30 protein-coding genes are annotated in these 26971 nt (G+C 60.7%); 18 read left to right on the plus strand and 12 right to left on the minus strand.

Annotated elements, in window-relative coordinates:
• Positions 1–510 precede the first annotated feature (510 nt).
• The gene (locus GSQ89_RS00460) at positions 511–873 is read left to right on the plus strand and encodes a DUF6876 family protein (RefSeq protein ID WP_158920892.1); all 363 of its coding nucleotides are present in this window, start codon (positions 511–513) and stop codon (positions 871–873) included.
• Positions 874–940: 67 nt separating this feature from the next.
• The gene (locus GSQ89_RS00465) at positions 941–2710 is read left to right on the plus strand and encodes a ParB/RepB/Spo0J family partition protein (RefSeq protein WP_158920894.1); all 1770 of its coding nucleotides are present in this window, start codon (positions 941–943) and stop codon (positions 2708–2710) included.
• Between the two features lie 214 nt (positions 2711–2924).
• Here the strand turns inward: GSQ89_RS00465 and GSQ89_RS00470 are convergent, their stop codons facing one another.
• Complete coding sequence (locus GSQ89_RS00470; RefSeq protein ID WP_158920896.1) at positions 2925–3890, minus strand: hypothetical protein; 966 nt, start codon at positions 3888–3890, stop codon at positions 2925–2927.
• A gap of 323 nt (positions 3891–4213) precedes the next feature.
• Here GSQ89_RS00470 and GSQ89_RS00475 point away from each other — a divergent pair, with 323 nt between their 5' ends.
• The 6 genes from GSQ89_RS00475 to repC all read left to right on the plus strand — a co-directional run bounded on the left by GSQ89_RS00475 (position 4214) and on the right by repC (position 8701).
• Entirely contained in the window at positions 4214–4465 is a 252-nt protein-coding gene (locus GSQ89_RS00475) for a hypothetical protein (protein WP_158920898.1), read from the plus strand.
• A gap of 26 nt (positions 4466–4491) precedes the next feature.
• A complete protein-coding gene (locus GSQ89_RS00480; RefSeq protein ID WP_158920900.1) occupies positions 4492–5175 on the plus strand; it encodes a restriction endonuclease in 684 nt (227 codons plus the stop codon).
• A gap of 336 nt (positions 5176–5511) precedes the next feature.
• On the plus strand, positions 5512–6285 hold the full coding sequence (locus tag GSQ89_RS00485) for a ParA family protein (RefSeq protein WP_158920902.1): 774 nt from the start codon (positions 5512–5514) through the stop codon (positions 6283–6285).
• 54 nt (positions 6286–6339) lie between these two features.
• Positions 6340–6651 carry a hypothetical protein gene (locus GSQ89_RS00490; RefSeq protein WP_158920904.1) on the plus strand — a complete coding sequence of 104 codons (312 nt, stop codon included), beginning with the start codon at positions 6340–6342 and terminating at the stop codon, positions 6649–6651.
• Positions 6652–6924: 273 nt separating this feature from the next.
• On the plus strand, positions 6925–7134 hold the full coding sequence (locus GSQ89_RS00495) for a ribbon-helix-helix protein, CopG family (protein ID WP_158920906.1): 210 nt from the start codon (positions 6925–6927) through the stop codon (positions 7132–7134).
• Between the two features lie 184 nt (positions 7135–7318).
• Positions 7319–8701 carry a plasmid replication protein RepC gene (repC, locus tag GSQ89_RS00500; protein WP_158920908.1) on the plus strand — a complete coding sequence of 461 codons (1383 nt, stop codon included), beginning with the start codon at positions 7319–7321 and terminating at the stop codon, positions 8699–8701.
• 82 nt (positions 8702–8783) lie between these two features.
• On the opposite strand, the gene GSQ89_RS00505 is transcribed toward repC, so the two are convergent.
• The gene (locus GSQ89_RS00505; protein WP_158920910.1) at positions 8784–9485 is read right to left on the minus strand and encodes a SprT-like domain-containing protein; all 702 of its coding nucleotides are present in this window, start codon (positions 9483–9485) and stop codon (positions 8784–8786) included.
• A 197-nt stretch (positions 9486–9682) separates the two neighbouring features.
• On the opposite strand from GSQ89_RS00505, the gene GSQ89_RS00510 reads away from it, so the two are divergent.
• From GSQ89_RS00510 to GSQ89_RS00520, 3 genes are all read left to right on the plus strand, one after another.
• A complete protein-coding gene (locus GSQ89_RS00510) occupies positions 9683–10072 on the plus strand; it encodes a plasmid mobilization protein (RefSeq protein ID WP_158920912.1) in 390 nt (129 codons plus the stop codon).
• A gap of 169 nt (positions 10073–10241) precedes the next feature.
• Complete coding sequence (locus GSQ89_RS00515; RefSeq protein WP_158920914.1) at positions 10242–12575, plus strand: AAA family ATPase; 2334 nt, start codon at positions 10242–10244, stop codon at positions 12573–12575.
• 377 nt (positions 12576–12952) lie between these two features.
• Positions 12953–13576, plus strand: a complete 624-nt coding sequence (locus tag GSQ89_RS00520; RefSeq protein ID WP_216855950.1) for a hypothetical protein — start codon at positions 12953–12955, stop codon at positions 13574–13576.
• On the opposite strand, the gene GSQ89_RS00525 is transcribed toward GSQ89_RS00520, so the two are convergent.
• The 10 genes from GSQ89_RS00525 to GSQ89_RS00570 form a co-directional block, all read right to left on the minus strand.
• Entirely contained in the window at positions 13573–14355 is a 783-nt protein-coding gene (locus GSQ89_RS00525; RefSeq protein ID WP_216855951.1) for a hypothetical protein, read from the minus strand. The two genes, GSQ89_RS00520 and GSQ89_RS00525, sit on opposite strands and share 4 nt — an antisense overlap.
• Before the next feature lie 62 nt (positions 14356–14417).
• Positions 14418–16016 carry a type IV secretory system conjugative DNA transfer family protein gene (locus GSQ89_RS00530; protein WP_158920918.1) on the minus strand — a complete coding sequence of 533 codons (1599 nt, stop codon included), beginning with the start codon at positions 16014–16016 and terminating at the stop codon, positions 14418–14420.
• Entirely contained in the window at positions 16016–16336 is a 321-nt protein-coding gene (locus GSQ89_RS00535; RefSeq protein WP_158920920.1) for a hypothetical protein, read from the minus strand. The genes GSQ89_RS00530 and GSQ89_RS00535 overlap by 1 nt, the downstream gene beginning before the upstream one ends.
• A gap of 21 nt (positions 16337–16357) precedes the next feature.
• Positions 16358–16876, minus strand: a complete 519-nt coding sequence (locus GSQ89_RS00540) for a hypothetical protein (RefSeq protein ID WP_158920922.1) — start codon at positions 16874–16876, stop codon at positions 16358–16360.
• Between the two features lie 4 nt (positions 16877–16880).
• Positions 16881–17441 carry a hypothetical protein gene (locus GSQ89_RS00545; protein ID WP_158920924.1) on the minus strand — a complete coding sequence of 187 codons (561 nt, stop codon included), beginning with the start codon at positions 17439–17441 and terminating at the stop codon, positions 16881–16883.
• Positions 17438–17794, minus strand: a complete 357-nt coding sequence (locus tag GSQ89_RS00550; RefSeq protein WP_158920926.1) for a hypothetical protein — start codon at positions 17792–17794, stop codon at positions 17438–17440. Before GSQ89_RS00550 ends, GSQ89_RS00545 begins: the two co-directional genes overlap by 4 nt.
• A 193-nt stretch (positions 17795–17987) precedes the next feature.
• Entirely contained in the window at positions 17988–18317 is a 330-nt protein-coding gene (locus GSQ89_RS00555; protein ID WP_158920928.1) for a hypothetical protein, read from the minus strand.
• A gap of 52 nt (positions 18318–18369) precedes the next feature.
• Positions 18370–18651, minus strand: coding sequence for a hypothetical protein (locus tag GSQ89_RS00560; protein ID WP_158920930.1), 282 nt, complete (start codon positions 18649–18651; stop codon positions 18370–18372).
• 3 nt (positions 18652–18654) lie between these two features.
• On the minus strand, positions 18655–18804 hold the full coding sequence (locus tag GSQ89_RS00565; protein ID WP_158920932.1) for a hypothetical protein: 150 nt from the start codon (positions 18802–18804) through the stop codon (positions 18655–18657).
• A 74-nt stretch (positions 18805–18878) separates the two neighbouring features.
• Positions 18879–20735, minus strand: a complete 1857-nt coding sequence (locus GSQ89_RS00570; RefSeq protein WP_158920934.1) for a hypothetical protein — start codon at positions 20733–20735, stop codon at positions 18879–18881.
• 111 nt (positions 20736–20846) lie between these two features.
• Here GSQ89_RS00570 and GSQ89_RS00575 point away from each other — a divergent pair, with 111 nt between their 5' ends.
• The 7 genes from GSQ89_RS00575 (at position 20847) to GSQ89_RS00605 (ending at position 26850) form a co-directional block, all read left to right on the plus strand.
• On the plus strand, positions 20847–21278 hold the full coding sequence (locus GSQ89_RS00575) for a hypothetical protein (RefSeq protein WP_158920936.1): 432 nt from the start codon (positions 20847–20849) through the stop codon (positions 21276–21278).
• Positions 21279–21317: 39 nt separating this feature from the next.
• Positions 21318–23240: a caspase family protein gene (locus GSQ89_RS00580; RefSeq protein ID WP_158920938.1), complete on the plus strand. Its 1923-nt coding sequence runs from the start codon at positions 21318–21320 to the stop codon at positions 23238–23240.
• Positions 23241–23336: 96 nt separating this feature from the next.
• A complete protein-coding gene (locus tag GSQ89_RS00585; RefSeq protein ID WP_158920940.1) occupies positions 23337–23534 on the plus strand; it encodes a hypothetical protein in 198 nt (65 codons plus the stop codon).
• A gap of 352 nt (positions 23535–23886) precedes the next feature.
• The gene (locus GSQ89_RS38970; RefSeq protein WP_254073019.1) at positions 23887–24432 is read left to right on the plus strand and encodes a DUF3768 domain-containing protein; all 546 of its coding nucleotides are present in this window, start codon (positions 23887–23889) and stop codon (positions 24430–24432) included.
• Positions 24433–24599: 167 nt separating this feature from the next.
• On the plus strand, positions 24600–25097 hold the full coding sequence (locus GSQ89_RS00595; protein ID WP_158920941.1) for a hypothetical protein: 498 nt from the start codon (positions 24600–24602) through the stop codon (positions 25095–25097).
• Positions 25094–25420 carry a hypothetical protein gene (locus GSQ89_RS00600; RefSeq protein WP_158920943.1) on the plus strand — a complete coding sequence of 109 codons (327 nt, stop codon included), beginning with the start codon at positions 25094–25096 and terminating at the stop codon, positions 25418–25420. Before GSQ89_RS00595 ends, GSQ89_RS00600 begins: the two co-directional genes overlap by 4 nt.
• A gap of 221 nt (positions 25421–25641) precedes the next feature.
• A complete protein-coding gene (locus GSQ89_RS00605; protein WP_158920945.1) occupies positions 25642–26850 on the plus strand; it encodes a hypothetical protein in 1209 nt (402 codons plus the stop codon).
• Positions 26851–26971: the final 121 nt, after the last annotated feature.

A 26971-nucleotide genomic window follows, 5' to 3' on the forward strand; every position in this document is an offset into this window, starting at 1 on the left:
GAACGTGCCCGGTGACAAGTGAGGCCGCCGCCGTGCCGCTGCATCCGGTCCACGTCGCGCCGGCCAAGCCGACACTGGTGGCGCCAAACGCCAGAGAGCAAGCGCCCTCCTTAGAGAAATGGTGGACCGATTCGCAACAGGAATCATCAATAATTAGCCGAATTTTAGGCGAAGTCCGGCGTGTCCCCGCGCGTTATGGCGCGAGGCCAGGTGCTATGCGCCACGCGCACCGAGCCGCGAAATAAGCGTCTCGGCCCATCCGGGTAACGCCCCTTCACGCATCATCCCATAGGCCGCCGACGCGGCCCGCGGGGGCCGAGAGGCGTTGCCTCTTCTCTCCCCCAAACAGGCTTCCGCCCAAAACGAAGACGAAACCGCCCGAAAGGGGCGGTCAATTTCGTTTCGTTTCGGGTCCCCGCGAAGCCTGTTTTCCCCCTCCATCTCCACCGCTCACGCGGCCCCGGGAAGCAGACGCGCTGCTTCCGCAAACCAAGAGAAAGGGGAAAAACCATGAGCAAGACACTCGATAAAGCCGCACTCAGCCAGTTCACCGGTTCCGAAAACTGGTATCGCCACGGCATCAACCGCAAGGTCACTTTCACGGACGGCGCGAAATACGTGGCCGATCAGGCTGGCGCTTACTGGCTGCTGGACGAGATCGCGATCATCCAGCCCCACGACAAAGCCGTTGCCGCCGAAGAGTTTCAGGTCTGGACGCTGAAGGTCCGCGAAAATCACACGGCCACCCTGACCTGCGAGGACGGCAATGGCCATGCCGTGTTCGCGAAAGACATCCCCTTCACCGACTTCCCGCTGCCGGAATTCACCCTCTGGTTCGCGAACAACGTGATCTTCCTGCCGAGCGAATACTGACCAAGACAGGGCCACCGGCAGGGGCGGCCCTTTTCATTCCACCGTCAAACCAACAGGAGATTGAGCCATGAAGATCAAGAGCATCCCCCTTTCGCAACTGATCCCCTCCCCTTCCAACGTGCGGAAAACCGGGAGCGGCATCGGGATCATGGAACTCGCCGCCAGCATCGAGGCCCATGGCCTTTTGCAAAACCTTCAGGTGCGCGAGGCCGCGAACGGCAAATACGAGGTGGTGGCCGGAGGACGCCGCCATGCCGCGTTGAAGCTGCTGGCGAAGCGCAAGGCGTTGCCGAAAGACGCCGCCGTCGCATGCAACTTGCTGGACGGCGAGGACGCGACCGAAATCAGCCTTGCCGAAAACGAAATGCGCAAAGCTATGCATCCCGCCGACCAGTTCGAGGCGTGGAAGGCGCTCATCGATGCGGGTCATGGGCTGGAAGATATCGCCGCGCGTTTCGGCGTTGCGCCGACCGTGGTGCGGCAGCGGCTCAAGCTTGCCGCCGTCAGTCCGAAGCTTATGGCTCTCTACCGTGACGCGGAAATGACGCTCGACCAGCTGATGGCCTTCACTGTATCGGACGATCACGCGGCACAGGAAGCGGCATGGTTCGACGTGCCCGAGTGGCAACGTAAGGCCCATGCGATCCGCCAGGCGCTCACCGCCGCGCATGTGCGGGCCGACGACAAGCGGGCGCGTTTCGTGACGGTCGAAGCCTATGTTGCGGCGGGCGGCCATATCATCGCCGACCTGTTCCAGACGGAAAGCGAAGGCTATCTCACCGTCCCTGCCCTGCTCGACCGGCTCGTTGCCGAAAAGCTCGAACGTGAGGCCGGGGCCGTGCGGGAAGAAGGCTGGAAATGGGTCGAGATCGTTTCCGATTTCAGCACCCTGCCGTCCTTCGGCGAGGTAAAAGGCAAACGCCAGCCGCTGCCGCCGAAGACAGTCAAGACGCTCGCCAAGCTGGAACAGGAAGCCGACCGGCTACGCGCAATGGACGAACTGACCGACGAGGAACTTGAACGGCTGGAGGCCCTCGAAGCCGAGATCGGCACTCTCTCCACGCCCGTTTATGTCTGGAGCGACCGGCAAAAGACCCGCGCCGGGGCGCTGCTATCAATCGGCCATGACGGTGCGCTCATTGTCGAACGGGGCCTGATCCGTCCCGCCGACATGAAACCGGCAAAACCCAATGAGGCCGAAGTGCCAGACGAGGCCGATCATACCTCCCGCCCGTCTTTCTCATCCGCCCTTGCGGGTGAATTGACCGCGCACCGGACGGCGGCGCTACGCGCAGTGCTTGCCGACCGTCCCGAGGTGGCGCTTGCCGCCGCCGTGCACGCGCTCCTGCTGCCGGTATTCTATGGCAGTGACGGGGAGAGCGGACTTGCGATCCATGCCACGGCCCCTGCCCTTCGCGCCGAAGGCATGGACGACAGCCCCGCCGCAAAGCGGCTGGCCGAGCGCCATACGGCGTGGGTGGCGCAGTTGCCGGAGGACGGCGGGGCTGTGTGGGATTGGCTGCTGACACAGGACAACGCGGCCCTGACCGGTCTGCTCGCCTATTGCGTGGCCTGCACGGTGGAGCCGCAGGGCGGCGGGCATGTCAGCCAGCTTGCCGCCGCCGTGTCGCTCGATATGGCGCAATGGTGGCATCCGACCGTGGCTGGATATCTGGGCCGCGTGCCGAAGCCGCTGATCATTGAGGCCGTTACCGAAGGCAAAGGCGCTTTCGAAGCGAACTGCCTTGCCGGTCTCAAAAAGACCGAGATGGCCGGACGCGCCGCCGAACTGCTCACCGGCACCGGTTGGCTTCCCGCCATGCTGAAAGCCGCCTAACTCGGCCTGACGATACCGGCTCCGGCGGCAACGCCGGGGCCGGACATCGCGGCGGAAAGCGGAAACCGCGCCGGGATCGTCCGGCGCGCTTGCGTTGTTGCGGTCGTCTTGCGAAGACTCCGGCCTTAGCATCTCCGACGTACGACCCATCGTCACCACTGCAACGCTGCGGCTACGGATCGGTATGGCGTCGATGTATCGAATATTGCGCAAGTCAAAATATATCGGATACGATGGCGATACAACGGCACCCCATGTCATGCGTGCATTGGGGATGTGGCAGCTCAGGGAGCTGGTTGGGTGCAAATTTTTTCCCGACGAATCTCTGGCAGTGGCGACAGCTATCACCCGATCCAAGAATTTCGCATTTTCGAATGCCAAGACGTGTGAACGACGCCCGCTCAGTTTGATGATTCGCAGCGAACGTGACCATTCGCACTGCGACAGCCGCTTCGAGGGCGCAACTGAAATCGACCGGGACAGGGAAGCTGGAAGAACCGCCATGACCGGCTCCGGCCCAATTCCAGGCGGCGCAGCGCCTCAGGTATTGAAGGTTCGATGCGGATATGTCGCCTAAAATCCCAGGTTTAATGTCCATGATGACCCGCAACATTTCGAGCATGCGGTCATCCTGAAGCGTGATCGCTAGGGGGTTGAAGGACGGCGGGGGCTTTATCTCCCAATCTGCGAACGCGTGATGGGCTGCCAAGACACCCTTCAAATCGCCGCGCTCAAAGCAGCGCATCCAGTCTGCGGTATATTTCCCCTCGGCCGTCTGTTCGGCCGCCAAAAAAGTCTGAACTCTCGTTCGTCCTTCCGCGCTCAGGACGAAGTATGGACCGTTTATCATTCGGTGTGCAGCGTCAGGTTTGCTCTCAAAGAGCCGCCGCGCCAGCTCTTCTTTTTTCCCCGAAACTTTTAGTCCTGCGTCGCGCAGCGCCTGCTTCAGCTCCACCTGCCTAGTCGACACAAGGAGGCTATCCAAATCGGACGCGCTCTCGACGAAACCAGCATCGAGAAATCTTTTGGCGGTCTTGATAGGATCTTGCTGGAGAATAGCCTCCAAAAAAGCTCCCGTAGCCGCCGGATTTTTTGGGCCATCGAATTTTGAGAGGAAGAATAGCTCAGCGCGCGAAAGCTGGGTTTTGTCTTTGAATAGGTTGATGAGAGATTTGAACATCGCGGTCGCTTTTCGAAGAATGCCGGTTTTCTGGCGACCTTACGCTGCCTTCTTTCCCTTTGTGAACTGCTTCACCCATACGATAAAAGCGCGGCGTGGGTTCTTAGGGGGCTTTTGCCGCGGTTCCATTCGCGATAGCGCGTCCGTACGGCCGTGCCCCGCTTTGCGATGACCTGGTCGCGTTTTGCGGCCTATGGGTCGGGCCCGGCAGCGTCCTCATCATCCGTTTCTGCGTCGAAGACGCCGTAGCGGAATTTATAACAAGGTTTATACTGCCATTCGCAAATACACCTGCGAATCACCTCTCGATTAAGAGGCAGCTCATGACGAAGAATGCTTCCCGGCCTGCTTTCATTTGGAAACGCACCGGCGAGAATTCGGGCCGCTGGCTCGAAGCCGGCACCGGGCGGAAGCTGAATGACGGCGATGGCTTTGCCGTCCAGATCGACCGGATGCCGTTTAATCCCGAGGACTGGAGCGGTTATATCTGCGTGCCTCCCGTCGGGAAAATGCCGACAGCCGCAGATATGGAAGAGTGCGAACGATTGGAAAGGCGCACCGCGTCCGACGCATGACACAAGCTGCCCTCGTTCGTTATGACGTGGGCGCCGATGAATTGCGCCAGCGCGAATTTTCCCGCCTCGCGTCCTTCGTCGTGCCGACGCTCGAAGCCCTGCGTTCCCTGACCCCGAGGCCGTTTCGCGTGGAAGTCGCGCACATGATGGAACGCCTCGGTTATGAGGTCATCACCGGCGAGGATGCCGCTTATCTCGTGACGCTCAAGACCGGCGCAAAACATCTTGTCGCTTGCGGATCTCCGGCGACCTTTGAGCCCACGCCCCTGCGCGACCTGGCGCGTTTGCACGATGCCGTCATCGCGGCGAATGCCGTTTCGGGTTTCTTCGTCACGGCGCGCCGTTTCACGCCCGAAGCGGAAGCCTACGCCGCGACAGCCCCACTCAAACTGGTGGACGGCAAGACGCTGGTCGCCTCGATGCAGCGGAGCCGCGAGGGGATGATTATGCCCGAAACCTATGCCGCCATGTGCCGCCAGTGCGGCGAGATCGTCAAACACCGGCTCGACTGTGCCGAGGCGATCCCGTGCACGGAAGGGCATCCCGTCCCACCGACAATTGCCCTGGCGGCGCTGATCGCGCCGAAGAGGTCGGACGGATCAGGGGGCGACGACGCGGCGCCCAAGCAATCCAGCCGCTTCGAAGTCCGGCAGCACAATGCGAAATTCCAGGCCCGCATGCGCCGCGGCGGCACGAAGCCCAAGCAGTGACGGCAGATACGTAAAGACCGACGCCCCACTGGGAGGCGCCGGCCTCGTTTTCTTTGCAATCTCAGGCATCACCCTTCGACTGCCCGTGGAAAATATCATTCGACGTAGACAAAGAGAATTTGAAAGTTTTCTTTGCATAAACATCTGCCGAGAGCGCGAGAGGTGCAACACCTCTCGCATAAAAATCGCGCGCGTAGCGCGCACCGTAGTGAGACCCCGTTTCGTTGCGCGAGACCGTTAGGCCAGGATCTCCGTCGCCCCTCCCCTCGCCGGATTGCCCGACGTTAGGGAGAGAAAGAGAGAATTCTCGAAATATAGAATTCAGATGAGGGGCGCATGCGTCCCTGCCCCGCTTTTTACTCACGCCCGTTCAACGCGGCATTGGAGAAGGGAGATAATTCACGAAAGCGAGAATTACACTTTTCGCTCTTTCATAATTCTCTCTTTCTTGAAAAACGGAATTATGTCAATCTCTCTTTCATGAAAACGATCATCATCGCGAATCAAAAGGGCGGGTCGGGCAAATCCACCATTACCGTCCACCTGGCTGCCGCCGCCGAAGCCGCCGGCAACGGACCGGTCGTCATTTCCGATACCGACCCGCAGGGCACCGCCGCCGACTGGTTCAACCAGCGCAAAAAGGCCGGCATCGAGACGCCACGGTATTCCGCCCTCACCCTTTCCGACCTTTCAGGCCGGGTCAGCGCCCTGAACGAGGCGGGTGCGGCTTATCTTTTCATCGATACCGCGCCCTCGATCGGCGCCGTCAACGCCGATCTGTTCGCGCTTGCCGACCTGATCCTGATCCCGCTCAATCCAACGCCGGCCGATCTGCGCGCGCTTGTCAAAGGGCTGCCGCTTGTCAGGCAATCAGGCAAGCCTTTTCAGTTCGTGCTGACGCGTGTGCGTCCAAATTTGCGCAACAATGACGGGGCTGCGGTCGCGCTCGATGCTCTCGGCCTCGTACTGACGACCCGGATGCATGAACGCGTCATATATGCCGAAACCTTCGCGCATGGGAAAACCGCGTTTGAGACCGATGCCAAAGGGGTGGCGGCGCAGGAAATTGCGGCGCTTTGGACGGAGATCAGGGCCAAGCTAGAAAGTTAGAAAGAGATAATTAGAGAAAACAGGAAAGAGATAATTCGGGAAAGGGAGAAACTAATGAGCAAACGCCCCGCCGTCAATCTAGCCGATCTTACGTCCGAAGCCGCGGCCCCGATGAGCGAAGCCGCCCAGCGCATTGCACAGCCAGCCGCACCCGTCCCGGCAGCCGTGGCGTTGGCACCTGTATTGGCCCGCCGCGCGGCCGACGCGGCAACCAGGACCGAGAACCTGGAGGCTCTCGCGTTCAAGGTTCCCAAGGCGTTCCGGAGACGGTTCAAGCAACGCGCGACGAACGCCGACCTCAAACTCAACCAGCTTCTGTTCGAAGCGCTCGAAGCGTGGGAGGAGAAGAGAGGCCTCAAAAGTTAGAATTCCTTTTTTCAGGAATTATCTCTTTCTCCCTTTCCTGATTTCCGCCTGCTGCCGCCTTTCCCGATCCGCCTTGGCCGGTCCTGGTCGTCCGACCGGGATCATGCCCAACGCATGCTGTCCCCATGGCGCGCAAAAGAATCCACGCCCGAAATTGTCCAGGAAATCGATAGAATTCAGCGCGTAAGGGCAATGCGTTCGTACGAATCGGTAGACTCTGACGCAAATCGGTTCGACACTCGCGTCCCTAGTGAGACTGATTCGGGTTCGGCGATGCAGAAAACCACCAACTCCACGGCCCATACGAGGCAATACCGCCAACGCCTTCGCGCGTCCGGCGGCGAGGAGGTGCTGTTTCAGCTCCCGCGCGAAACCATCGCGTTGCTCGATCAGCTCAAGGAAAGTCAGGGCCTGCGCAACCGCAGCCAGGCGCTGATGCAATTGATCGAAAAGGGGAGGGCGACCGCCCAGCAGATGACCTGAAAATGCAAAAGCCCGCCTTGCCGGGCGGGCTTTTGCGAAATTCGTGACGGGCCTTACGGCTGGCGTCGGAGGATCTAACTCACCTCCAACCTAGTACGAAGACGCCTCATCCGCAAGTGGAAATTGCCGTTTCCGCTCGAGGGGGAGGTTTGCCCGTCGCGATCCAACCAGAAGGAGGATTGCGATGCAGACCGAAAGCGCCCTGGGGGCGCACAGGAGAAGCTCGGGCAGAAGCCCGAGTGGATTACGCCGCTTGTCGCTTGCCATGCTGGCAACCGGGAAAATGGCGGCAGATTTTAAAGGCACATCGGAAGGGCAGGGGGCAACCCGCCCCGGTCAGGTGCTGGCGGCCTTCAAAGCGGCGGCGCCACATCTTGGCCTTAGCCCGCGTGTCGTCCATGCAATCGATTGGCTGTTTACTTTCACCCAGCCGCAGGACTGGTGCGAAGGCAGCCGTCCGGTCGTCTGGCCCTCGGCCGCGCTCCAACGCGACACCTTCGGCCTGGAGAAGACTCAAGCCAAAATGCTCAACCGTTATCTGGTCGAGCTTGGCCTGGTGATGATGAAGGACAGCCCGAACGGCAAGCGGTATGGCAAACGGGATCGCCAGGGCCGCATCGTCGAGGCCTATGGGTTCGATTTGTCGCCGCTATTCACGCGTCTGGCGGAGTTTCAGGCCGTGGCGGAGCGGGGCAGGGCGCTGCGCGAGCGTATGCGCCACTTGCGCCGGCGTGCCACGATCGCCCGCAACGGGTTGCTGCAGATCCTCGATACCGCGGCCGAGCAGGGTTTGAGCGATCTAACTTGGCGGACGTTGGAAGCCGAGGGCAGGGCGCTTGCCTGTTCCCTCCGGACCATCGAACGGATCGAGGAAATGGAGATCGGCGTCGCCAGTCTGGAGCGTCGCCAGCGGGAAGCGCTGGAACGGCTGGAAACGCAGCTTGCGTCGGTTGATCCATCATCATCTAAACCAGTGAATTCCGACCCCAAGGAGCCAGAAAACCGACCCCACCAATACAACTACAAACCATCCTCTTATCCTCAAGAGGAAACTGTAGTGGCTTCCAAAGAAAGTAAGTCGGGGGTGGCCAACACGGATCTCGACCAAGCACCGGCGGTTCGGGCGAAAGGCCAGCAGGAAGGGCAGGGGGATCGTGTGGCACGGACCGACAACGGAACCGTGCTGCGGATCAAAACCGACGAACTGGTGCAGCTCGCACCTCGGCTCAGGCCCTATTTGCGGACATCCTCGCCCGCCTGGCCCGATATCGTCGAGGCAGCCGACTGGCTACGTCACGATCTCGGCGTTTCGAAGTCGCTGTGGGGCGACGCCTGCCTTGCCATGGGCCGAGAGAAGGCCGCCATTGCCCTGGCGATCGTCTCGGCGAAGCCGGAAGGTTATTTCACGGCATCGCCGGGTAGCTATTTCCACGGCATGGTCGCACGCGAAAAAGCCGGAACGCTCAATCTGGCCCGAACCCTGTGGGGTTTGCGTGAGAACCCCCGGCGGCGGGCAGGCTCTCCGCCGCGGCAAAATCGTGAAAAGGGAGAATTCATGAATTCATGAAAGGGGGAAAAATGGCAAGAATACGTATCTTAGGCCTTCCTTCGTGCGGCCTAAGCCATGGATGGGAAGGCAACGGATGCGTTTAAACGATCTCGGCTGCTGCATCGAGGTCAGGAAGTCCGGCACCTTCCCCGGCCTGCAACTCTTCACTCTCCGGCCATTCGACGACCATCGCACCATGTTTGGGGCAATGGGGCGGACCAATCTCGCGAGCGGGCGTCGCTGCGATACGTACGACGTAGGGGCATGTTTCGTCCGGGCAGGAGGCCTTGAGCATCCGGGTTCCCTGCTTTTTGGGGCGATCTGCCGGACCTTTATTTTCGCGGCCTCGCTCGATGTTAAGCCGGGCATGGGGCAGGGGACCAAGGTTGGCAGCCAGATCGGCCAGAAAGTCGCGCAACAGCCTCCCCGGCATAGCGTGCCGCATCTGACCTTCCAGTCCGATTTTCAGGGCAGCATCGCGATATTGCTTTCCGTGACCCGCATCGACCGGCAGGACGACATGGATCAGCTCGTGCACCAGTACGCCGAGTACTTCGGCCGGATCGGCGATATCGGCGCGGATGATGATTTCGAAGTTACCGTCTTCGGATGTCGATGAATGCCAGCATTCCCCAATTCGTGTACCACGGCGACCCGTCGACGGAAAGGCAATCGCAAAGCGGATGTTCTCAGGGATCGGAAAGTCCTGCGCACCGAAGTAAGGCCGCAATTCTCCTGTCGCCGATCGCAGCCAACTTTCACGCGTGTCATGCTTATTCGGTTTGGGGTGAAGCTCCTTCATAGCCTGGTTCCTTGTCTGTTTTGCCGATCATCGCATGGAGTGCGTTTAAACGCATCCGCCGCAAAACGCCCCAGGCCGAGCATTTGATTGTCATGGCTGAAGAATCGCGATAGAGGGGAAGTTGTTAAGGCTAACGGGTAGCGAGATGGCTAATTCCTTTGGAATTCCTCTCGCCCCTCGCCGGGGAGGCCACTCCAATGGCCCGCTATGGCCGCGCGTTCGACGGAGAGAGGCGCACCGCGTTCCTGGGGGTTCAACTGACCCCGACCGAACGCGCAGCCCTTGAGGCTGACGCGAAGCGACAAGGGGCGCAGGTAAGCGCCTATGCCCGCGAACTGATGTTCCGTAGGAGCGCCGCCGTGGTCGCGGGCACGCGCCGCAACCCGGACGCATCGGCGCTTATGGCTCGCCTGGAGCAGCTTGCCGAGGAACTCAGCCGCGTCGGGAACAACCTCAACCAGATCGCCCGGCAGATGAACACGACGGGCGAATTGCGGAACCCAGCCAACCTCGATCAGGCACTCGAAGTGCACGACCAGATTGGCGCTTTGATCGTGCAAGCGGTCGAACGGGTGATCACCCTATGACCGTTCTTGCGGAATGCCCCTTCCTGGCGCTGCGCGCGGCCGTCGAGGGTCTTGCGCTGCGGGGCCGCCCTCCTTGCCCGCACCCGAGGCTGCAAGACCTCCTGCGGCACGATTGGACGAAGGTCGACAGGCGTTTGCCCGGCCGCCAGACGGACGCGGACTAAACGCCATGACCCCCCGCCTCAATACCGGGAAGGGGGTAACGGGCGCGGTACGCTACGTCTTCGGCCCTGGCCGCGATCCGAAAACCAACGAGCTTAAGACGCACGGCCCGAGCCGCGTCGCATGGGTTAGCGGCCAAGGGTTTGCATTTGCCGTCAGTGACGAAAAGACCGCCGACCTTGCCCGCCGCGTGATGGAGTTTTCGGCGCTCAACCAGACCAGCCGAACCCGGCAATGCGAACAGGATTGCGTGCATCTCTCCATCGCCTGGCGCCCAGGGGAGACGCCGGACCGGGCGATAATGGAGGAGGCGGCCCGCGAGGCGCTGAAATACCTCGGGATGGAGAATGCGCGGGCGATTTTCGTCGCCCATAACGACGAGGACTATCACCATGTCCATATCGTCGCCTCCAAGATCAACCCCGCGACCGGCCGCGCCTACGACCTTGCGGGGAGCTGGCGCACCCTTTCCCGTTGGGCGCAGGATTTCGAGTTGCGGAACGGCGGTGTCATCTGCGGCCGCCGGCAGGACGCGAACGAACTGCGTGCCGCGATCGCCAACCGGGACGCCGATGGCGTGCTGGAGGCGCTGACCAGGCAGCGGTCGACATTCACCCAGGCGCAGCTCCATCGCGCGCTCGAAAAGGAAATTCTTGGCGCGATCCGTGGCGGGGAAAAGCGCATCGCGGCCGAGCGGGATCTGGTGCAGTTCGAACGGGACGTGCTCAGCCGGCCCCAGCTGATCGAGCTGTCCAATGAAATCGGCGGCCCGACGTCGCGCTATACGACGCAAACCGTCCTACGGGCGGAAATGCATGTGCTCGCCGCCGCCGGCGACCTCGCCGCCAGCAACGTCCACGGCGTCGATGCCGCCCGCCTGGCTGCTGTCCGCCGGTCGGAAAAATTCAGGACGATGACCGGCGAGCAAGATGTTGCCTTTCGCCATGCCACGGACGGGAAGGGGCTCGCGATCATCGACGGCCAGGCCGGCACGGGTAAGAGTTACACGATTGCCGCGATCCGCGAGGCCTACGAAGGGCAGGGGTATAATGTGATCGGTCTGGCGCCGACCAATGCCGTTGCCCAGGACATGCGTTTGGACGGTTTCAGCCGCGGCGCAACCGTTCATTCCGAGCTTTTCGCGCTCAACCAGGGCCGCACCGCCTGGACCGAAAAGACCGCCGTCGTCGTGGACGAAGCGGCGATGCTCGATACCAAGCTCACGGCCATGGTCACGGCCTACGCCGCCGCGGCCGGCGCGAAGCTCATCCTTGTCGGCGACGACCGGCAGCTTTCGAGCATCGACCGCGGCGGCATGTTCGGGGCGTTGAAAGACCGGCACGGCGCTGCGGCGCTGAGCGAAGTGAAGCGCCAGCACAAGAACGACGACCGCCGGGCGGCCGAGATGATGGCCGAAGGCAATTTCAACGACGCGCTAAATATCTACGACCAGAAAGGCGCGATCCGTTGGACCCGCACCCAGGGCGAGGCCCGGGCTGCCCTGATCGAGCAATGGGCAAAGGACAGCGCCGCCGACCGGGCCAAATCCCGTTTTGTGTTTGCCTACACCAATGCCGACGTTTCAACCCTCAACGCCGAGCTGCGTGCCGTCCGGAAATCACGGGGTGAGTTAGGCGAGGATCATAACTTCGAGACGAAGCACGGGCGGCAGGACTTTGCTCCCGGCGACCGTATCCAGTTCTCCGCGACCGACAAGAAGGCCGGCATCGTAAACGGCGCCGCCGGCAGGATTGCCGGCATCGAGGGCGACAGGATCACCGTCAGCCTGGACGGTCGCGGCGGAGAGCTTGCCTTCGATGCCACCGTGTTCGCGGATTTTCGGCACGGTTATGCCGGCACCATCTACCGGGGGCAGGGCCGTACGCTCGACCAAACCTATCTCTACCATTCGGAACATTGGCGTTCGGCCGCGAGCTACGTCGCCTTAACCCGGCATCGCGACAAGGCCGAACTTTTCGTGGCGCGCAATACGGCGAAAGACGTGGCGACGCTCGCCCGGCAAATGGCGCGCACCGATGACAAGCGGGCGGCGTCGATGTTCCATCCGCGCCAGGCCATCGAGCCCGCGCGGGAATTGTCGCCCACCGAACTGCTTGCCGAGATCGCGCCCGACGACGCGAAGCGCGCGCGCGAGCAAGATCGCGAGCCGAAACCCGAGCAGGTTATCGACCAAGACCTTCTGCGCGAGCGTTTCCTTGACATCGATGGCTTGCAACGAGAACGCCGCGTGATCGGTCGCTACGATGATCTCACCCGAGAAGGGCGCGGCCAAGATGACGACGACCCAGACCTCGATCGGGATCGAACGTTACGGCGATGATCCGCGCCGGGCCGAGGCAGCCCGCGCGCGCCGAAGCCGACAGCCTCATGGAAAGAGCCTTCTTCGCTACTGGCGTTTCGTTGCGGAATGGGTGACGCGGCAAGCACGGCCGGCCCAGCCGTTCCCTACCCGCCGCAAGCATAAGCAACCCAGCCAGGCGGCGATGTGCCGCGGGCACGGCAAGTATTAGAATAATTCGCACCAAAGGCAGCCAGTGTTGTGCTACCATCGAGACATGAGCGACGACGTAAAAACCGGTTGGATAGGACAGCGTTTCACCAGCTTTAAGGCGGTGAAGGATGAGGAATACGCTTATTGGCAATCGCGTCCTGTGCGTGAGCGTCTAGCCGCCGGCGCGGACCTGTCAGCGAGGGGATATGCCTTCAAAGATCGAACTTCCACTGTATCCCGACTTCGAACAGTTGCTGTCAAATTTAAACGATGAGGGCGTCGATTATCTCCTGATAGGCGGCTATGCCGTCATGGTTCACGCGCAACCTCGCGGAACTAAAGACCTCGATATTCTCATTCGATGCGACGCCGAAAATGCTTCCGCCACCTGGCGCGCACTCGCGAAATTCGGTGCGCCCCTGGAAGGTGTGACGGCCGATTATTTTGCCGAACCCGGCAACGGCTATCGCATGGGCGAGCCGCCGATCATGGTCGAGATCTTGACCCAGATCGACGGCATCGATTTCGCGACGGCGCGTGCGAATGCCGCGACGGAAATCGTCAACGATGCCGGCCTGCAAGCGCCGATTATCTCGGCCGCCGATCTTATCACGAACAAGCTCGCGGCCGGCCGGAGCCAAGACATCGCAGACGTGGAAGCGATCCGCCAGGCCCAAGAACAGAAACGCGCCCGCGCAATTGATGGCGATAAACCAGAGCCAAAACGGATCGTCGACCCGACGCTCACGCGCGAACGTTTCGTCGATGACCCGGATCTCACGCGCGAGGTTGACGGCGAACCGGATTTATCGCCCGGCCGACGCCGCTAAAGCTTCATCCCGAACCCGTCGCCAATCTCGAAATCCGACGTGCGTTCGCGTTGCAAGCTGTCGACGTCACCGAAGCGTTCCCGCGTCAAACCGGGATACCGGTCATACACCGTTTCCGACAGCTTGACCTCGGCGCCCGGCATGTCGCGCGGCTGATTATGCGCGATGCCGGTGTTGACGGCATCGAGCGCCGCCGCATCGTCCAGACGCGCACCTTCGACGGCGCGGGCTTCCAGCTTTTCCTCATAGGCCCGGTTCAAGTCGCGCGCTTGCTCAGGCGTCACGCCGGGATCTGGAACCAGCACGGCCATCGTCTCACCCAGCACAATATCCACAGCACGGGCAAGATGTTCGCCTATTGACGCCTCAATGCTCGCAAGCGGCCGGAAATTATAATCCTGCCCTTCCGGTAGCGGCGGCCGAGGCTCGGCTTCCAGCGTCGCCGTTTGCGCCGGCATATGGCCGACCAATTCAGGCGCGTAGTGCGGCCCTTCTTGCGTGATGATCGTTTCGTGCATTTCGGGCAGTGTCTCCGTCCGACGGAAAATCTGCTCGCCGTCGCTGGGAAGCCCATATTCGCCGAGCATTTGGTCATCGATTTCAAACCTCCGAACGAGGGCAAAGCCGCCGTCGCGGGCATCGATATCGTAGTGCGAATGCATATCGCTCATGCGCGTGAGAATTTCGTTCGCGAGTGTCGCCCGTTCGTCCGGCGTCTGCTCGACCGTCCCCCCAGGGACTGGCGACACCGTGGTGGGCTCCGGCAGCGACGAGACCAAATCAAGCTGGGTCACCGGCGTCAGTTGCAGCCCGCTATCGAGATCGGCCATGCATCACCTGTTTAACCGGGGGTTAAGGGGTTCGGCTTCACACGCGCAGCCCATGGTGCGCGCAGCTTCCAGAAATTCGGGGCATAGAAGGGAATGCTCAGCCGTCCCTCGCCGGCGACCCAGATGCGGCCTTCACCCGGCCGCAGGCTGCGAAAGTCTTGCGGCAAGAGATAGCGCCGCTTCACCAGCTGAACGCCGTAACCATCGCCGGAATTCGAGTTGGCGCTATCGCCGCCGCCCTCGTTGTTCGTGTTGCCATTGGGCGACGACGCAGAGCCAGCGTTATAAGTCGCGCCGTTCGCGGTGCCACTGGAGGCGTTGTAACCGGCTTGCGCACGGGTCGTGTCGCCGCTGCGCTCGGACATCCATTCGCAGGACAGGCGATCACCGGCGGGACCGATGGTGGCAACAATTCCTGCCTGGGAAACCATCCCCTCCCACTCGTCACCCCAGCACGCCCGGAGGTGTTCGAGCGATTGCACTATCGGAAGGAATTGCATGCCATACTCTGGCACCACGGCCCAATTCTTCACCAGCACCGGCAAATTGCCGACCGTTGCGCGGAACTCATCGAGCACGAATAACGTGCTGTATTTGCCCGGCCGGAAATGCCCGCGTATCGCACAAGACAGCAGGACTTTGAGCCAGCGGCGCTGTTCATCAAGCTTGTCCGGCGGCAACACCACCAGGACAGTCGTGCACTCGTCGCGCAGCTTCGTCAGATCCGCGCCGTCAGTCACAGACAAATCCCGTTCGATGCACGGATCGAGAAAGGGCGTTAACTGCGTGACCGCTGTCGAGTGAATGCCGGCCAGCTCATCCTTGCCGGCCTCGCGCATGAAACGCGACGCCACCAGGCTAATGAGGGGACCGCCCTCTTTAATCATCCGCTTGACCGTGACGCGCAGCCCTTGCGTCTGTTCCTCGATTACTCCCCCTTTTGGCCCTCTAATCTCTTTGCCCTCGGCATCGCGGAGCGGCTCGAATTTATCGGGTTCCATCAGCTTGCGGACGACGTTCACGAGGGAAGGTGTCCGGTGCTCGGCCTTGGCGAGCTGCACTTCGAACATGACGAAGGCCGCCACGATTTGAGAGCCACCATCCGTAAAGTGCGCGCCGGTGCCGCCCTCATAACGATCAAAGATCGCATCGACGATCGCCCGCGCGTCACTGAAAGAGCTATCGCTGTCGGCATCGAAACGGAGCAGCGCGTTGAACCCGACGCCTTTGATGTTGTGAACCGGGTAGGGGCTGATCACCTGCAGCTTGCTGTGCCGGGCGATTTCATCGCCGCATGTCGACGTAATCGTGCCCTTCGAATCCACCCAGAAGAAGCTGCGGCCGCGCGAAGTCATGGCCAGCTCGGTCAACATCCGCGTCTGCTTACCGGCCCGCGCGAGCCCATGCAGAATCGCGTGACGCTCCCCATGCCATAGAAGTGGCGTTCCGGGCTTGCCGGTTTTCCGGTCGAGATAATATCCGAACTTGATCGGCGTTGGTCTTACCGTCTTCGCCTTCGCCGGCTTCGGCACATCGCATCTGCGCGGCGATGGTTCGTCTGGCAGCTTGCCATGTTTCCACGCGTCGCCCAGCTCGCTCAGGAAACCCATCACCAGATCCTCTCATCGAGAGGATTCGGACGGCCGCCCCCGCGGCCGGCGAGCATGGCAACGGCTTCCGCTTCCGTCGCATCGCGCGCCCATCCATGAACCGCCTGGCGGCGCATCATTTCGAGCCAGGCGCGGCGGCGCTTGCGCGCCTTCCGTGCCGCGCGCCTGGCAGCCGCTTCGGTGTTGACGGCGGACGGCGCACGGCTGAAAAGACCGGCGGCAGGGGCTTGGCGCAATCCGTTCGCGGCGGCGTTGATTGCTGCAACGAACGGAATGCTCAGGAGGGAAAAAATGCCCTCGCGGCCGGTTGAGTCGCCCATGACGCCATGCGCTCCGGCTCGTTAGTCGCCAGCCAGGTCGGCGTAATCGAACACTTCGTCGGCCTCGGGCGCGTCGTTGGGACCGAAAAGGAAATCCGCTGCCGTCTTCTCCACCCAGTGATCGAGCATGAACATCAGCAGACCCGGCACAGCACCGGCGAATGCGCCGGTCGAATCGTAGTAGCCGGTTGAAAAATACCAGGTGGCATTGCCGATGATCCCGATCAGGATCGCGGCGAGCGGGGAAAGCCGCAGCCGAGCCTGCATCTTCCGGCAAATCAACACGCGGAAAACGATCTGCGAGAAGATCACAAGGCCGGCGACGAAGACCGTCAACACGACACCCGTCACGAGGCCGCGTGTCGAATAGAGAAGCGGTTGCGGCAGGCCTTCGATGAAATAGCGCAGACCCACAGCATCACGAGGATGAATAAGCGTTTGTAGGATCACCGGCACCGCCAGCCAGCCGGCGACGACCAACCAGGCGTAGATCCCGCCGAGCCGGAAGAACACGATTACCGAGAATAAGTATTTCTTCATTGTCTTACTTTCTCCTGAAAGCGAGTCTCGCAGGTTGCGGCGGCGGCAGAGAGGGACGCTCAAGATGACCGAGACCGATGATGTCCAGCGGACAACCGGGATAGCGGCGGCCCTCGGCGCGGCAGGGGCGCTCGACCGAAACGGTTAAGGTGTCGCTGGTCATCGTCCGTTCGACGAAGCGGCCGCAGGCGCAATGCACCCGGCGACCTAACCGACCGCCGCAGTGCAGAACATTGCGCATTCCGGGGCAGTCGAAACTGCCGCAGCCCCAGGCATCGCGCGCGCCAGGCGCAACACCGCAGATCGGACAATTCCAATCACGCACCGCGCCGCCAAAAGTGAAGGCCGACGGATTGACCGCGCCGCCGTTGCGGGCGCTTCCGCGTTTCGCCAATTCCGATCCGGTCAGCACCGCGTTGCCGTTCCGGTCGCGGCCGACAAGACCGATGAAGGAGACGCCTTCGACGCTGCATGTCATCGGTATGCGCGCCCACACTCGCGCGGGCGGCGTGACCGCTAGAGCCGGCAACTGGATCACCGGCCGCGTGACGACATCGCGGCTCATGATCCGCACCACAGCAACGACATACGCCACCAACCGGCGCAATCGGAATTATCCGGGTTGATGGCCGGCCGGGGTGGCGTCGAAACGGCCGCCCGCTGCACAGGATCTGGCGGCGGCGCTTGGCGCACGGTCGGAGCCGCAACGAGCGGCGGCAGTTCATAGCTCGGTGCTTCGCGCGTTCCACCGTCACAGCATGCCGGCACGTAGGGCGCGGGTTGCGGCGGGGTGTAGTGGTAAGAGGGGAAGCTCGGCGGCTGGGCGTAGCTCGCAAAGCTCGGCACCGGCGGCGTCGGGTTCGATACGCAGCCGGCGAGCAAGATCCCCGCCGCCACCAGGATGATAGGGCTTCTCATGACGTCGGCACCTCGGACGGGTCACCGGATGACGCCGGCACCATCAATCGCCAATTCGCGAACCGGCATAGCGGCGCATCGCGGAACAGATCGGGCTGTGGCCCTCGGCAATCCTCGGCTTCGCATAGGCAATCGCACCAGCGAATTTCGGGGGGGACGCTTTCGGATGCAGAAGGGCGGCCGCCGTAAAGTTTCAGGTGATCCATTTGGACGCCCTCACTAAAAGGCAGCAACCCGCAAAGGCCAAAGCAAGGCCACATAATTGCGCCGGGTGCGTATAAACAAACGCCATGCAATGGACGAGTAGAGTGGCGATCATTCCGCCGTAAAAGCAGAGCGGGGAAAAATCGCCACGGACGAAAAGGTCCATGCCGACATCGATGACGACGAGACCGGCTAAAACCGCTGCGAAGGGGCGACCGTACCCCATCGCGAAGGCGATGAACCGACCAACGCGGCCGCGAAAAATCCTGCGAGGTTTGTAATCGAACCTGTCGAACGAGAAATTGTCTTCGAACTTCATGACAGCCCCCGCACCATGCGCCACGGCTTGGCGGCGATTTCGCGGTGCGCGCTCATGACTTAGACGCCTTGCGCGCACGAGCCCTGACGACGAGCCACGCGATGACCGAGATCCCGGCAACGGTGACGATGATCGACTGCACCGGGTAAAATTCGAAGCAGGCAACGATCCCGCCGATCATCATGGCGATAAGGGACAGGCAGAAGAGGAACGCGAAATAAGCCCCCCATTCGCCGCGGCTTTGCGACTTAGGAGCAGGCGGCGCGATCAGGGTGACGGGCTCGACGGTTACGACCCGGTATTCGGTGATGAGGTAGTCCGGTTTCGGTGCCATCGGTCAGTGACCGAAAGCGAACAGCAAGACGACGCCAATCGCGACGAGCAGCAGCAGCAGCCAGCCAATGCCGCCTTCCGGCTTCGGAGGCTCAGTCGGTTCGATAGTGACAACGGTGTATTCGGTAACGAGATAGTCGGGACGACGCGCCATTGCTCAACCCTCCACTTTCGCGGGAGGCTACATGAGAAAAACACGGCGAGAAACTTTTCACGCCGTGTTAATGTTCACTTCGGCGTGAGGGCCGCTTTATGGGCGCGGTATCGCGCTGCTTGAGCTAGGCTCGCTTCGGAACTCCACCCCCGCACGTCACGCGGCGGCTCTTTGGCTTTTGCGAGTTGGCGCGTATTCCATTCCGGCTTTGTCGGAATGTCGATCCCGTCCGGTACTGGGTTCGAACGCAGCCAGTTCGCCAGCTTTATAGCGAGCGGCTTATCCTCATGTCCGATCACCCCCCGATGCAGTGTTCCGGCCTTAGCTTCTGTCTGATACGCCCGCCACGCGAAAGCAGCCGGGTTTTCGTCCAGCCGGTTGTCCTTGCCCCATTTCAGGCGCGGCTTTGCTCTCGCGCGTTTTGTCGTCTGGACTGCCTCTGAAACCGTGGCGCTCAGCAGCTGATCCGGGGAGCCGCCGTCCGTGTTGCTTGTCGAAATGCGGCCGGTCGTCGAACGGGCGGCCAGCTCCAGTTGGCCCCGTAAATTCAGCCCGAGGCGTGTGCCGATCTCCACCCATGCGGAAGCTCTACTCTCAGGTGCTATTCCATGAGTATCGAGGACCGAGCAAATATCGGTTATCAAGTCCTTCCCCAAGGCCATATCACTATATAGCGTAAAAACCCCGCTATCGCGAAATACTTGCATGATGTATTCGGCAAGAGCGGGGCGGATATTAAGCATAAGGCGCGGAAGAACTTGCAAATACAATGGCGCCGCTTGGCTAAAGCTGCCAATCAGATGAAAAATTCCTCCTATGCCAGCAACCGTTTCCGCCCAAAGCTCGGGGGCCCGATCGCGATGAAGCTCCGGCATGAAGGGCAGGGAAAGTACCCCTTCCAGGGTGATCACGATCTCCTGGAAGACGCTTTCTCCTTTCCCGATACTTGCCAGATAGGGGTATGCCTCGCCGAATAATCGAACCGCGCCGGACAGCCGGCGAACGCCTTCGCGCTTCTTTTCATCAGCCGTCGATTTCGCCAGCGCGCCTCCCACATCCCGTTCGGTCAGGGCGAGCACAACCGTGATTTGATTCCAATCCGCTGCGGCCTTTCCTCTGGGAAGGGTATCCCGGGCTTCCTCCAGGATTTCGACGGCCCTGCGCCCGGTCTGGATGGCGACGTTTTCTCCTTCGTGCAGCCAGCTCTTCTGCATTTGAGCACGCAGGCATTCCGCCTGCACACGCCGGGTGCGGGCCCAGGCCAGGCTCCAGTCTAATGTGTCCTCTTCGTGGGGGCGTAGCAGACCGAGCGCCTGGTCGATGATGGGAAGAGCTTCGTTGGGGCGCCCGTCCTCGTGATAAGTCGCTGCCAGATTACTGAGAATCCGGACGCGCAATACGCGGCGCTCCGCGGATGTCTTCACGATCACCGGGCCGAGTAAGGTCAGCGCGAACGTGTAGGCGTCAATGGCTTTTGTTCTGTATTCGGCTCGACCGTGATCGGGAACGGCGTCCTGTCTTGCAAGCTCGGCATAAGCGGAGCCGAGCGTATCCAACGCGCGCGGAGCATCCGGCCAAACGGTCGCGGGTGTCAGGTTTTCCCGAATTTCCTCCAGCAGGTTCACGGCGTCCCGGGGCCGGCCCAAACGGCGAAGGATAATGGCGCGATTGATGGTCACCCGCCATTCGAAGGCTGTTGTGTCCGAGGTTGCCGGATGGACCGCACGCGCTGCCGCGACCGCTGTCCGAAGCTCAAGTTCCGCAGCCTGCAACAGCTCCGCGCGGCCCTCGGCAATGCCTTGCCGTAAGTTTTTCAGTCCAGCGTGCAAAGGCAGATCCGCCGCGCGTAGGCGCAGGCGTGCCACAGGCAAGTAGTCGTCGTCACTCGACCGCTGCGGTTCGGGGATGAGTTGCGAGGCCGCGCCGGACAAGGCTTAAATGCCCCGGACCGGCGGCAATAACCCGGTGATCGATAGACGAGAGGGCAAACGCGCCTGCCGACGCGGGAGCGGCGAGAAGCGGCGAGCCCGATGGAGGATCAAATGCTGCGCTCCCGCACATTGCGGATCGTCATACTCGTTCTTTCCGTCCATGCGGCCAGTTGGGCCGCCCCCTCTAGTCCCACGCCTTTACTAGACCAGGGGCCGCTCGGCACTCGGCTCCACGCGGTTGCGCCGACGATGCTGGCCAGCGTCGAGACCCAGCTCCAGGTCCTTCTCGGAAACGGCCAAACGCCACCCTCTGCCAATGACAACAAGTCGTTTACCCCCATCGGCCGCAGCCCGTTGCAGGGATATGTGGACAGCACACGGCGGCAGGATACCCCCAAAGGGGATGCCGTATCGCCAAGCCCGGCCGAACGCCGCCAGTTAGAAGTAAACCCGGCCTTTGCCAAGGCCTTCGCTAAAGACCCACTGGGGGCGCTTCGGCTGCTGCGCCGGGTCAATATCATTTTGCAGGACGCCCAGAACTGACCTCACAGGCCACGGAATCTTATGAGTAGGAGCGTATGCATGACAAGACTTAGGCATCTTGGCGCCTTCCTCGCTTTGGGTTTGCTCATCGCGCTGGCCTCATGCGTATCCGGAGGCGGGGGTGCCGGAGGATCTATCGCCGTTCTCGATTCGGTGGAAGCTCCGAAGGTGGCCGCGCTTCGGATCGCGCCGCGCATCGCCCTGGTGATCGGCAACGGCGCCTATGGCGGTCCCCTGATACCGCTCAAGACCGCTAAGTCGGACGCCCAGCACGTCGCCGCCGTATTGCGGCAGAGCGGGTTTCAGATCGTCGGGGGAGGGGCCCAGCTGGACGTAAATCGCGAGCGTTTCGATCAGTTGCTCGATCAGACAGATCGTGCGGTTCAGCAAAATCCCGGCGCCGTGGTCGTGGTCTATTTTTCCGGCCATGGCTATGTTCGCGGCGGCCATAGTTATCTCGCCCCCGTGAATTGGGACCCCGGGAAGGTCGATCCCGAGCGCGCAAACGCAGCCGCCGAGGGCGGTCTCATCGGAATCGCCCAGAACCTCGCATCATCCGGTGCGGGCTTGACGATCATGTTCGTCGATGCTTGCCGCGACGCCGTAGACGGCCAGGCTGGGGGCCTGCTCGAAGAGAAAGTCCCGGACAATACCTTCATAGGCTTCGCGGCCCAGTTCGGAGCCGTTGCCCTTGAGCCGGCGGCCGGCGCGGACGGCTATTATACGGCTGCCTTGCTAACGATCTGGAACCGCAGGTGGGACCGCATCGAGGATATGCATACCGCCCTAGCGTCGGAGGTCCTGCAAGGCACGCAAGCGCGACAGATACCGGTTTATCGGGAAGGGGCGTCGATGCCGGTCGTGCCCGTTCGATTTGGCTCCGCAGACCCTCAAAGTCTGTTCGCCCGTGCTGCCTATGCTCGAACGACGGCGCAGAACGCGGACGTGCTCGCCGCGCGGTGCGATGCGATGAGCGACATGCGTATTATCGCCGGGTCCGTCCCGGTTCATTCCAGCGGCAAGCTGCCTATCGTTCCCGGTCCTCGCGGGCAAGCCGTCGATCTGGAAAATGCCCGGAGGGCTTGCAACGATGCGCTCGATGCCGGTGTGCGCACGGCCTCCGTTCTGAGAGGCGCGGCCATCACCGATATCTTAATCGGCGTTAGCCAGGACCGGGGGGCAAGAGATAGAGCCCTATTGGCGCAGGCCGCAGAGCTTGGCGATCCATCCGCCGAGTTTCTTCTCGCAAACCTTGCATCGATCTCCGATCCATCCGCCGTGGACAAGCAGACTCTCGTCTATGACCGATTGGTCCGCGTGGAAAACGCCAACGTTCCCATGCTCAGCGCGTGGCTCGCGCTTATTCGCCTCAATTTAGGGGAGCAGAACCGGCAGCTTCAGGAATTCACAAATCTGACGATGCAGCCGGTGCGCGCCATGGAGGTTTTGCGCCGCGAGGCCGAACTCGGCGACCAGACGGCGTTGGTCGAACTGTTTTTTCTTTACGTCGAAAGGCCTGAGTTCAGGTCCCAGATCGACGGGCCTTGGTTGCGCGGCCAGATCCGCCGGGCGGTGGCGCGGGGCGACGAATCCGTCGGCATGGAACTGGGGGGCCTCACGCCATACCAATCGCTCTATCTCATGCTGATATTCGATTATGGCGCCAACGTTCTTAGTCCTCTCAATGCAAATGAATTCCTCGATGTGCTGCTTCCCACCGAACCGTTTTTCGGACAACTGAACGCGGCCTTTCACCAGGCTTTCCCGTCACTCAACCTGGTGGGGATACTGGCGTGCCGCGTCGTGATGGGCATCGACGTGAACAGGCAACCCGTGCCTGGAGGCGTCGCTAATCCCGAGGCCGGATTGCGCTTTCTGGAATCGGTTGCCGCCTACGGAGGCCCGAACGGACAAGCGGCAGTCGGGTTCCTTCGGCGAGGCCATAGCTTGAACTGCCTGTAACCAGCTCCAGTTCCGTTCCGACAGCACCGCGCCGTGTTGCGCCAGGGCGCGCACAGGGCGATGCTCACCGCGGAAAGGGTTCATGCGAGGGAAGACATGCGCTTTGACGATCAGGCGAGAGACGTGGCTGTCGCGTGTGCTGAAGCTTTGGAAATGCTTCTAAATGTCGCGACGGATGAACGTTCGAAACTGCCGACCTTGGAGCTGTATACAAATCTAGCTTTGATCCGCGCGCGCGCCGCCGTCGCGAACGCGGTTGCAGCCGGGCTTTTGAACGGACCCGACTATCGTTGAAGCAAACAGCTTGTAGAAAACATTAACCGAACCTGGTTACCGCCGTAGCGTGTCCCTGCGGGGCCGGGTGATACGCGCAAGAGCACGCGGAGCCGAAGGCGTCTCCGCCCATTCGGGTAACTCCCCCTCACGCACACATGCGCCGCAGACGCGGCAGTTGCTAAGACGCCCGGCGTCTCGCGCCCCCGCAAGGGACCGGCCGACGGCGGTTTTGGCTCCCCCCGTAAGAACGGGTGCCCCCCAAAAATGCTGCAAGCAGCATCCGAACCCTTGCGCTTGCTACCTCCGCTCTCGGCGAGGGCCAAGGCTGCATCAGCCGATGCAACCGAAGCTAACCAAGAAGGGAAACGCCATGAGCAACTTTTTCGATATCCGCTGTCCAAAATGCGGGGCCGACGATCAGATTGATATTGCAGCTACGGTTTGGCTGCGCGTCATGGAAGACGGCACCGACGCCGACCAATCAGAGGACGGCGACCACGACTTTGAACCGACAAGCCCGGCCACTTGCAACGCCTGCGGCTTCACCGGGCGCGTGCAGGACTTCGAGCAGGAAGAAAAAGCCGGGATCGTCACCACAAACAAAATCGCCGAACTGAACGACCTCTGCCGGACAGCTATGGGCGTTGCGGGCAGGCTTTTTCAGACCGCCGGAATCAACGCCTTGCCTTTCGCCGATCAATCCGCGATCCGCGAGAAGGTGGAGACGTTCGACGCTTTCACGCCGGACAACGATCCGCACGGCGAGCGGGATTTCGGGGCGTTCGAGCACAACGGCGAACGCATTTTCTGGAAGATCGACTACTACGCTCCCGACATGGAACACGGCAGCGAAGATGCCGCCGATCCGCAAAAGGCCGTCCGGGTTCTGACCATCATGCTTGCATCCGAATATTGAGAAAGGCGGGGCCGTGCGCGAGCGCGGCCCCTTTCCCCCCGCGACCTGGCTAGTTGGGCGAGCGGGCGTGGTTGCTTGTTGTCCGTTTTGACAGAACATCTATTTACGCGGCACTGTGGTGCCTCACGAAAGCGTGAGAGACGCTAGGTGTAGAAGCAGGGTCAACCATGCCAGCCAGAAAAATCACCGCCTTCGCCGCCATGCTCGGCCTGCTCGCGGCCACCGCGCCCGCCCACGCTGATGGGCCTCTCCTCATCATCGACAGATGGTGGGGTGTCGATTACGCAAAAGAACCTTGCCACATACCGGCGTTCAAATCCGCCGGGAAGAACGAGGCGACTTGCGATCAGGAAAGCACGGAGGGCTACAACAGTTTTGAACTAGAGCTTAAGACGCAATTTGCAGCGTCGGCGGAATGCGCCGGGATTACCGTGTCATCATTCGGCTATCCACAAAATCCCAAAGAGCCACCGCCAGATATTTCCCGGCTCTCCTTTTGGAGTTTTTCGCTTAACTATGAAAAAGACAGACCCGCGCAACTTTGGCAGATGCTACCGCCACGAGAGAGCGATTTGCCAATGATGCAGGGGACGGGAACACCGTCACGGATAGCCACGCAGGTTTGCACGATCATCAGGGGCAAGGGTGGCGCTGTTCGTCAATGAACACACGCTTCGCTCTCTTGTTTTTTGGTTTTGACAATTCATTCCGACTTAGCCACAACGAACTCATTTATGGGGGTTCGTGTGGCAAGGTGACTTTGGAAGGTAAAATCTTTCTTCCGCTTTTCGTGGCCTACGGCGCTGAAATTTTGCTTCTGGCGATAATTGAAATTTTGCCTAAGTCATGGAGGCCTGTGCTTGAGCGATTCCAAGGCATTTATCTCTATGTCCTTCTCTCTTATTCGGCAATTCTGGGAGTTGGCTTTTTTATATTTATGTTTCTTGTATTGCCGATTACCGCCTTCATCAAATGGATTGCGGGTTAGCCCGAACCGTCCCTTAAAGGGTGAGTTACGGAACGACAAATCCGGTCACCCAAATCAATAGTGAGGTGGACCCCATCGGCTGGACAGGAACCGGGGTGACTTAAGAGAGAGTCCCGCCGATGGGGTCCACCTCAGTTTTCCAGCTATAACGTCCGCCAGACGACGGTTTTGGGACTGGCGGATGAGCGAGACGACACTCACTGGCGAACATAGGAACGGACGTGGCACAAAACATATTTCATGCGGGCCTGAATGACTTTAGCCGAAAATATTTTATCACCGGCCAGCCGGTGAGCGCCGAGGACATCGCTAAATTTCAGGAGCGACTTAATGAACAGAAAATGGCAATTTTCGAGCAACTGATGCTGTTCGACCGAATTACGTTTAAGGTCTGGGGAGAGTCTGTCGTCATCCCCATCCTCATGAGGGCGATTCTCGGGGAGAGGTCGTTTGACGCGCTTATCGAGCAAGGTGCGATTCACTTCGTGCTGTGGCGGCCAACGGTTGTCTATCTGCAAAAGAATATTCCTGGGGTGAATGCTCTTGCCCACGGAAATCTCAGCACCCCAGCACATTCCGATCCGAAGGCATCGATTGATCTTGGCCTTAAGTTCCTCAACCCCCCGCTCGATGCAAAAAAGGCCAAGAAATTAGCCAAGAAATTGCTGCGTCTTTACACCTTGCCGGACAAGAAATTACCAGAGCAAGCAGTCCGAGGTGTCAATGATGCTGCGCAATGTGGGTTGCTTGATGGTTACGGGATAAAAAACCGCAAGTTGGATGAGTTCTCACTGGCAGAGAAGGTGACATTATCAAGGTGTGCAGAGGACTTTCTCGAATACCAGTATTTGACACAGCAAGGGATGACATCATTTTCGGAATATAAATTTTTTAGCCCTTTTTGGGAGTCTATAGAGCGATTTCGCACCGTGAGAGACATAGGAAAAGGCTTCGGTGAGCTTTCGAAAATTGAAAATGTTCCCAACCTAAGGGAGCTTTTCCGCCAGCTACCTGACCCACTAGGCCAGTTACCTAAGCTTCGCAGCACCAGCAATGCCGTCAAATTCCGCGAATGGCTGGAAACGACAGCCGGTGAGTCAGCCAGCCCTGATTTCCCGAAGGAATACATAAATTCGGTTACCGAAAGAAAGGGGCTCTTTGAGACGGCACCGGGCAAATTCGCCAAGGCGGTGGCTATGGCTTCGATTGGGGGCAGCATAGGAGCGTTTATGGGTGGCCCTGCGGCCGCAGCTGTCGGAGGTGGCTTAGCAGCAGCGGTTTCGGTTGCTGCAGAAAGGTTGCCGGAGATCACGGCCGAATTGGGCCTGCATCTGATCGACAGCTTCCTCTTAGACCGCTGGCTACATGGCTGGTCGCCACGTATGTTTTTCAACGAAGTCGAGCGCGTCATCGGAAAAGGTGAGGCCTAGTCCGTGCCGGACCTTTGCTGCGCTTTGGGGGCCCCGTCGCCACCCGTTCATTCTTGATAACAGATTTCGTCCGGATTGCCTGCCGGCCCCCTGCTCTCCCGCCCCGTGTTTATTCCCCATG

It is taken from the genome of Acidisphaera sp. S103, from assembly GCF_009765975.1.
Lineage (GTDB): Bacteria > Pseudomonadota > Alphaproteobacteria > Acetobacterales > Acetobacteraceae > Rhodopila.

Excerpts from the sequence above, each read along its gene's own strand:
- GSQ89_RS00515 (WP_158920914.1), top strand. The coding sequence starts at position 10,242 with ATGACCCCCCGCCTCAATACCGGGAAGGGGGTAACGGGCGCGGTACGC.
- GSQ89_RS00495 (WP_158920906.1), top strand. The coding sequence starts at position 6,925 with ATGCAGAAAACCACCAACTCCACGGCCCATACGAGGCAATACCGCCAA.
- GSQ89_RS00505 (WP_158920910.1), bottom strand. The coding sequence starts at position 9,485 with ATGAAGGAGCTTCACCCCAAACCGAATAAGCATGACACGCGTGAAAGT.
- GSQ89_RS00510 (WP_158920912.1), top strand. The coding sequence starts at position 9,683 with ATGGCCCGCTATGGCCGCGCGTTCGACGGAGAGAGGCGCACCGCGTTC.
- GSQ89_RS00580 (WP_158920938.1), top strand. The coding sequence starts at position 21,318 with ATGACAAGACTTAGGCATCTTGGCGCCTTCCTCGCTTTGGGTTTGCTC.
- GSQ89_RS00465 (WP_158920894.1), top strand. The coding sequence starts at position 941 with ATGAAGATCAAGAGCATCCCCCTTTCGCAACTGATCCCCTCCCCTTCC.
- GSQ89_RS00550 (WP_158920926.1), bottom strand. The coding sequence starts at position 17,794 with ATGAGAAGCCCTATCATCCTGGTGGCGGCGGGGATCTTGCTCGCCGGC.
- GSQ89_RS00600 (WP_158920943.1), top strand. The coding sequence starts at position 25,094 with ATGAACACACGCTTCGCTCTCTTGTTTTTTGGTTTTGACAATTCATTC.
- GSQ89_RS00460 (WP_158920892.1), top strand. The coding sequence starts at position 511 with ATGAGCAAGACACTCGATAAAGCCGCACTCAGCCAGTTCACCGGTTCC.
- GSQ89_RS00540 (WP_158920922.1), bottom strand. The coding sequence starts at position 16,876 with ATGAAGAAATACTTATTCTCGGTAATCGTGTTCTTCCGGCTCGGCGGG.
- GSQ89_RS38970 (WP_254073019.1), top strand. The coding sequence starts at position 23,887 with ATGAGCAACTTTTTCGATATCCGCTGTCCAAAATGCGGGGCCGACGAT.
- GSQ89_RS00530 (WP_158920918.1), bottom strand. The coding sequence starts at position 16,016 with ATGGGTTTCCTGAGCGAGCTGGGCGACGCGTGGAAACATGGCAAGCTG.
- GSQ89_RS00555 (WP_158920928.1), bottom strand. The coding sequence starts at position 18,317 with ATGAAGTTCGAAGACAATTTCTCGTTCGACAGGTTCGATTACAAACCT.
- GSQ89_RS00490 (WP_158920904.1), top strand. The coding sequence starts at position 6,340 with ATGAGCAAACGCCCCGCCGTCAATCTAGCCGATCTTACGTCCGAAGCC.
- repC (WP_158920908.1), top strand. The coding sequence starts at position 7,319 with ATGCAGACCGAAAGCGCCCTGGGGGCGCACAGGAGAAGCTCGGGCAGA.
- GSQ89_RS00535 (WP_158920920.1), bottom strand. The coding sequence starts at position 16,336 with ATGGGCGACTCAACCGGCCGCGAGGGCATTTTTTCCCTCCTGAGCATT.
- GSQ89_RS00565 (WP_158920932.1), bottom strand. The coding sequence starts at position 18,804 with ATGGCGCGTCGTCCCGACTATCTCGTTACCGAATACACCGTTGTCACT.
- GSQ89_RS00595 (WP_158920941.1), top strand. The coding sequence starts at position 24,600 with ATGCCAGCCAGAAAAATCACCGCCTTCGCCGCCATGCTCGGCCTGCTC.
- GSQ89_RS00520 (WP_216855950.1), top strand. The coding sequence starts at position 12,953 with ATGCCTTCAAAGATCGAACTTCCACTGTATCCCGACTTCGAACAGTTG.
- GSQ89_RS00560 (WP_158920930.1), bottom strand. The coding sequence starts at position 18,651 with ATGGCACCGAAACCGGACTACCTCATCACCGAATACCGGGTCGTAACC.
- GSQ89_RS00585 (WP_158920940.1), top strand. The coding sequence starts at position 23,337 with ATGCGCTTTGACGATCAGGCGAGAGACGTGGCTGTCGCGTGTGCTGAA.
- GSQ89_RS00470 (WP_158920896.1), bottom strand. The coding sequence starts at position 3,890 with ATGTTCAAATCTCTCATCAACCTATTCAAAGACAAAACCCAGCTTTCG.
- GSQ89_RS00575 (WP_158920936.1), top strand. The coding sequence starts at position 20,847 with ATGCTGCGCTCCCGCACATTGCGGATCGTCATACTCGTTCTTTCCGTC.
- GSQ89_RS00545 (WP_158920924.1), bottom strand. The coding sequence starts at position 17,441 with ATGAGCCGCGATGTCGTCACGCGGCCGGTGATCCAGTTGCCGGCTCTA.
- GSQ89_RS00475 (WP_158920898.1), top strand. The coding sequence starts at position 4,214 with ATGACGAAGAATGCTTCCCGGCCTGCTTTCATTTGGAAACGCACCGGC.
- GSQ89_RS00485 (WP_158920902.1), top strand. The coding sequence starts at position 5,512 with ATGCGTCCCTGCCCCGCTTTTTACTCACGCCCGTTCAACGCGGCATTG.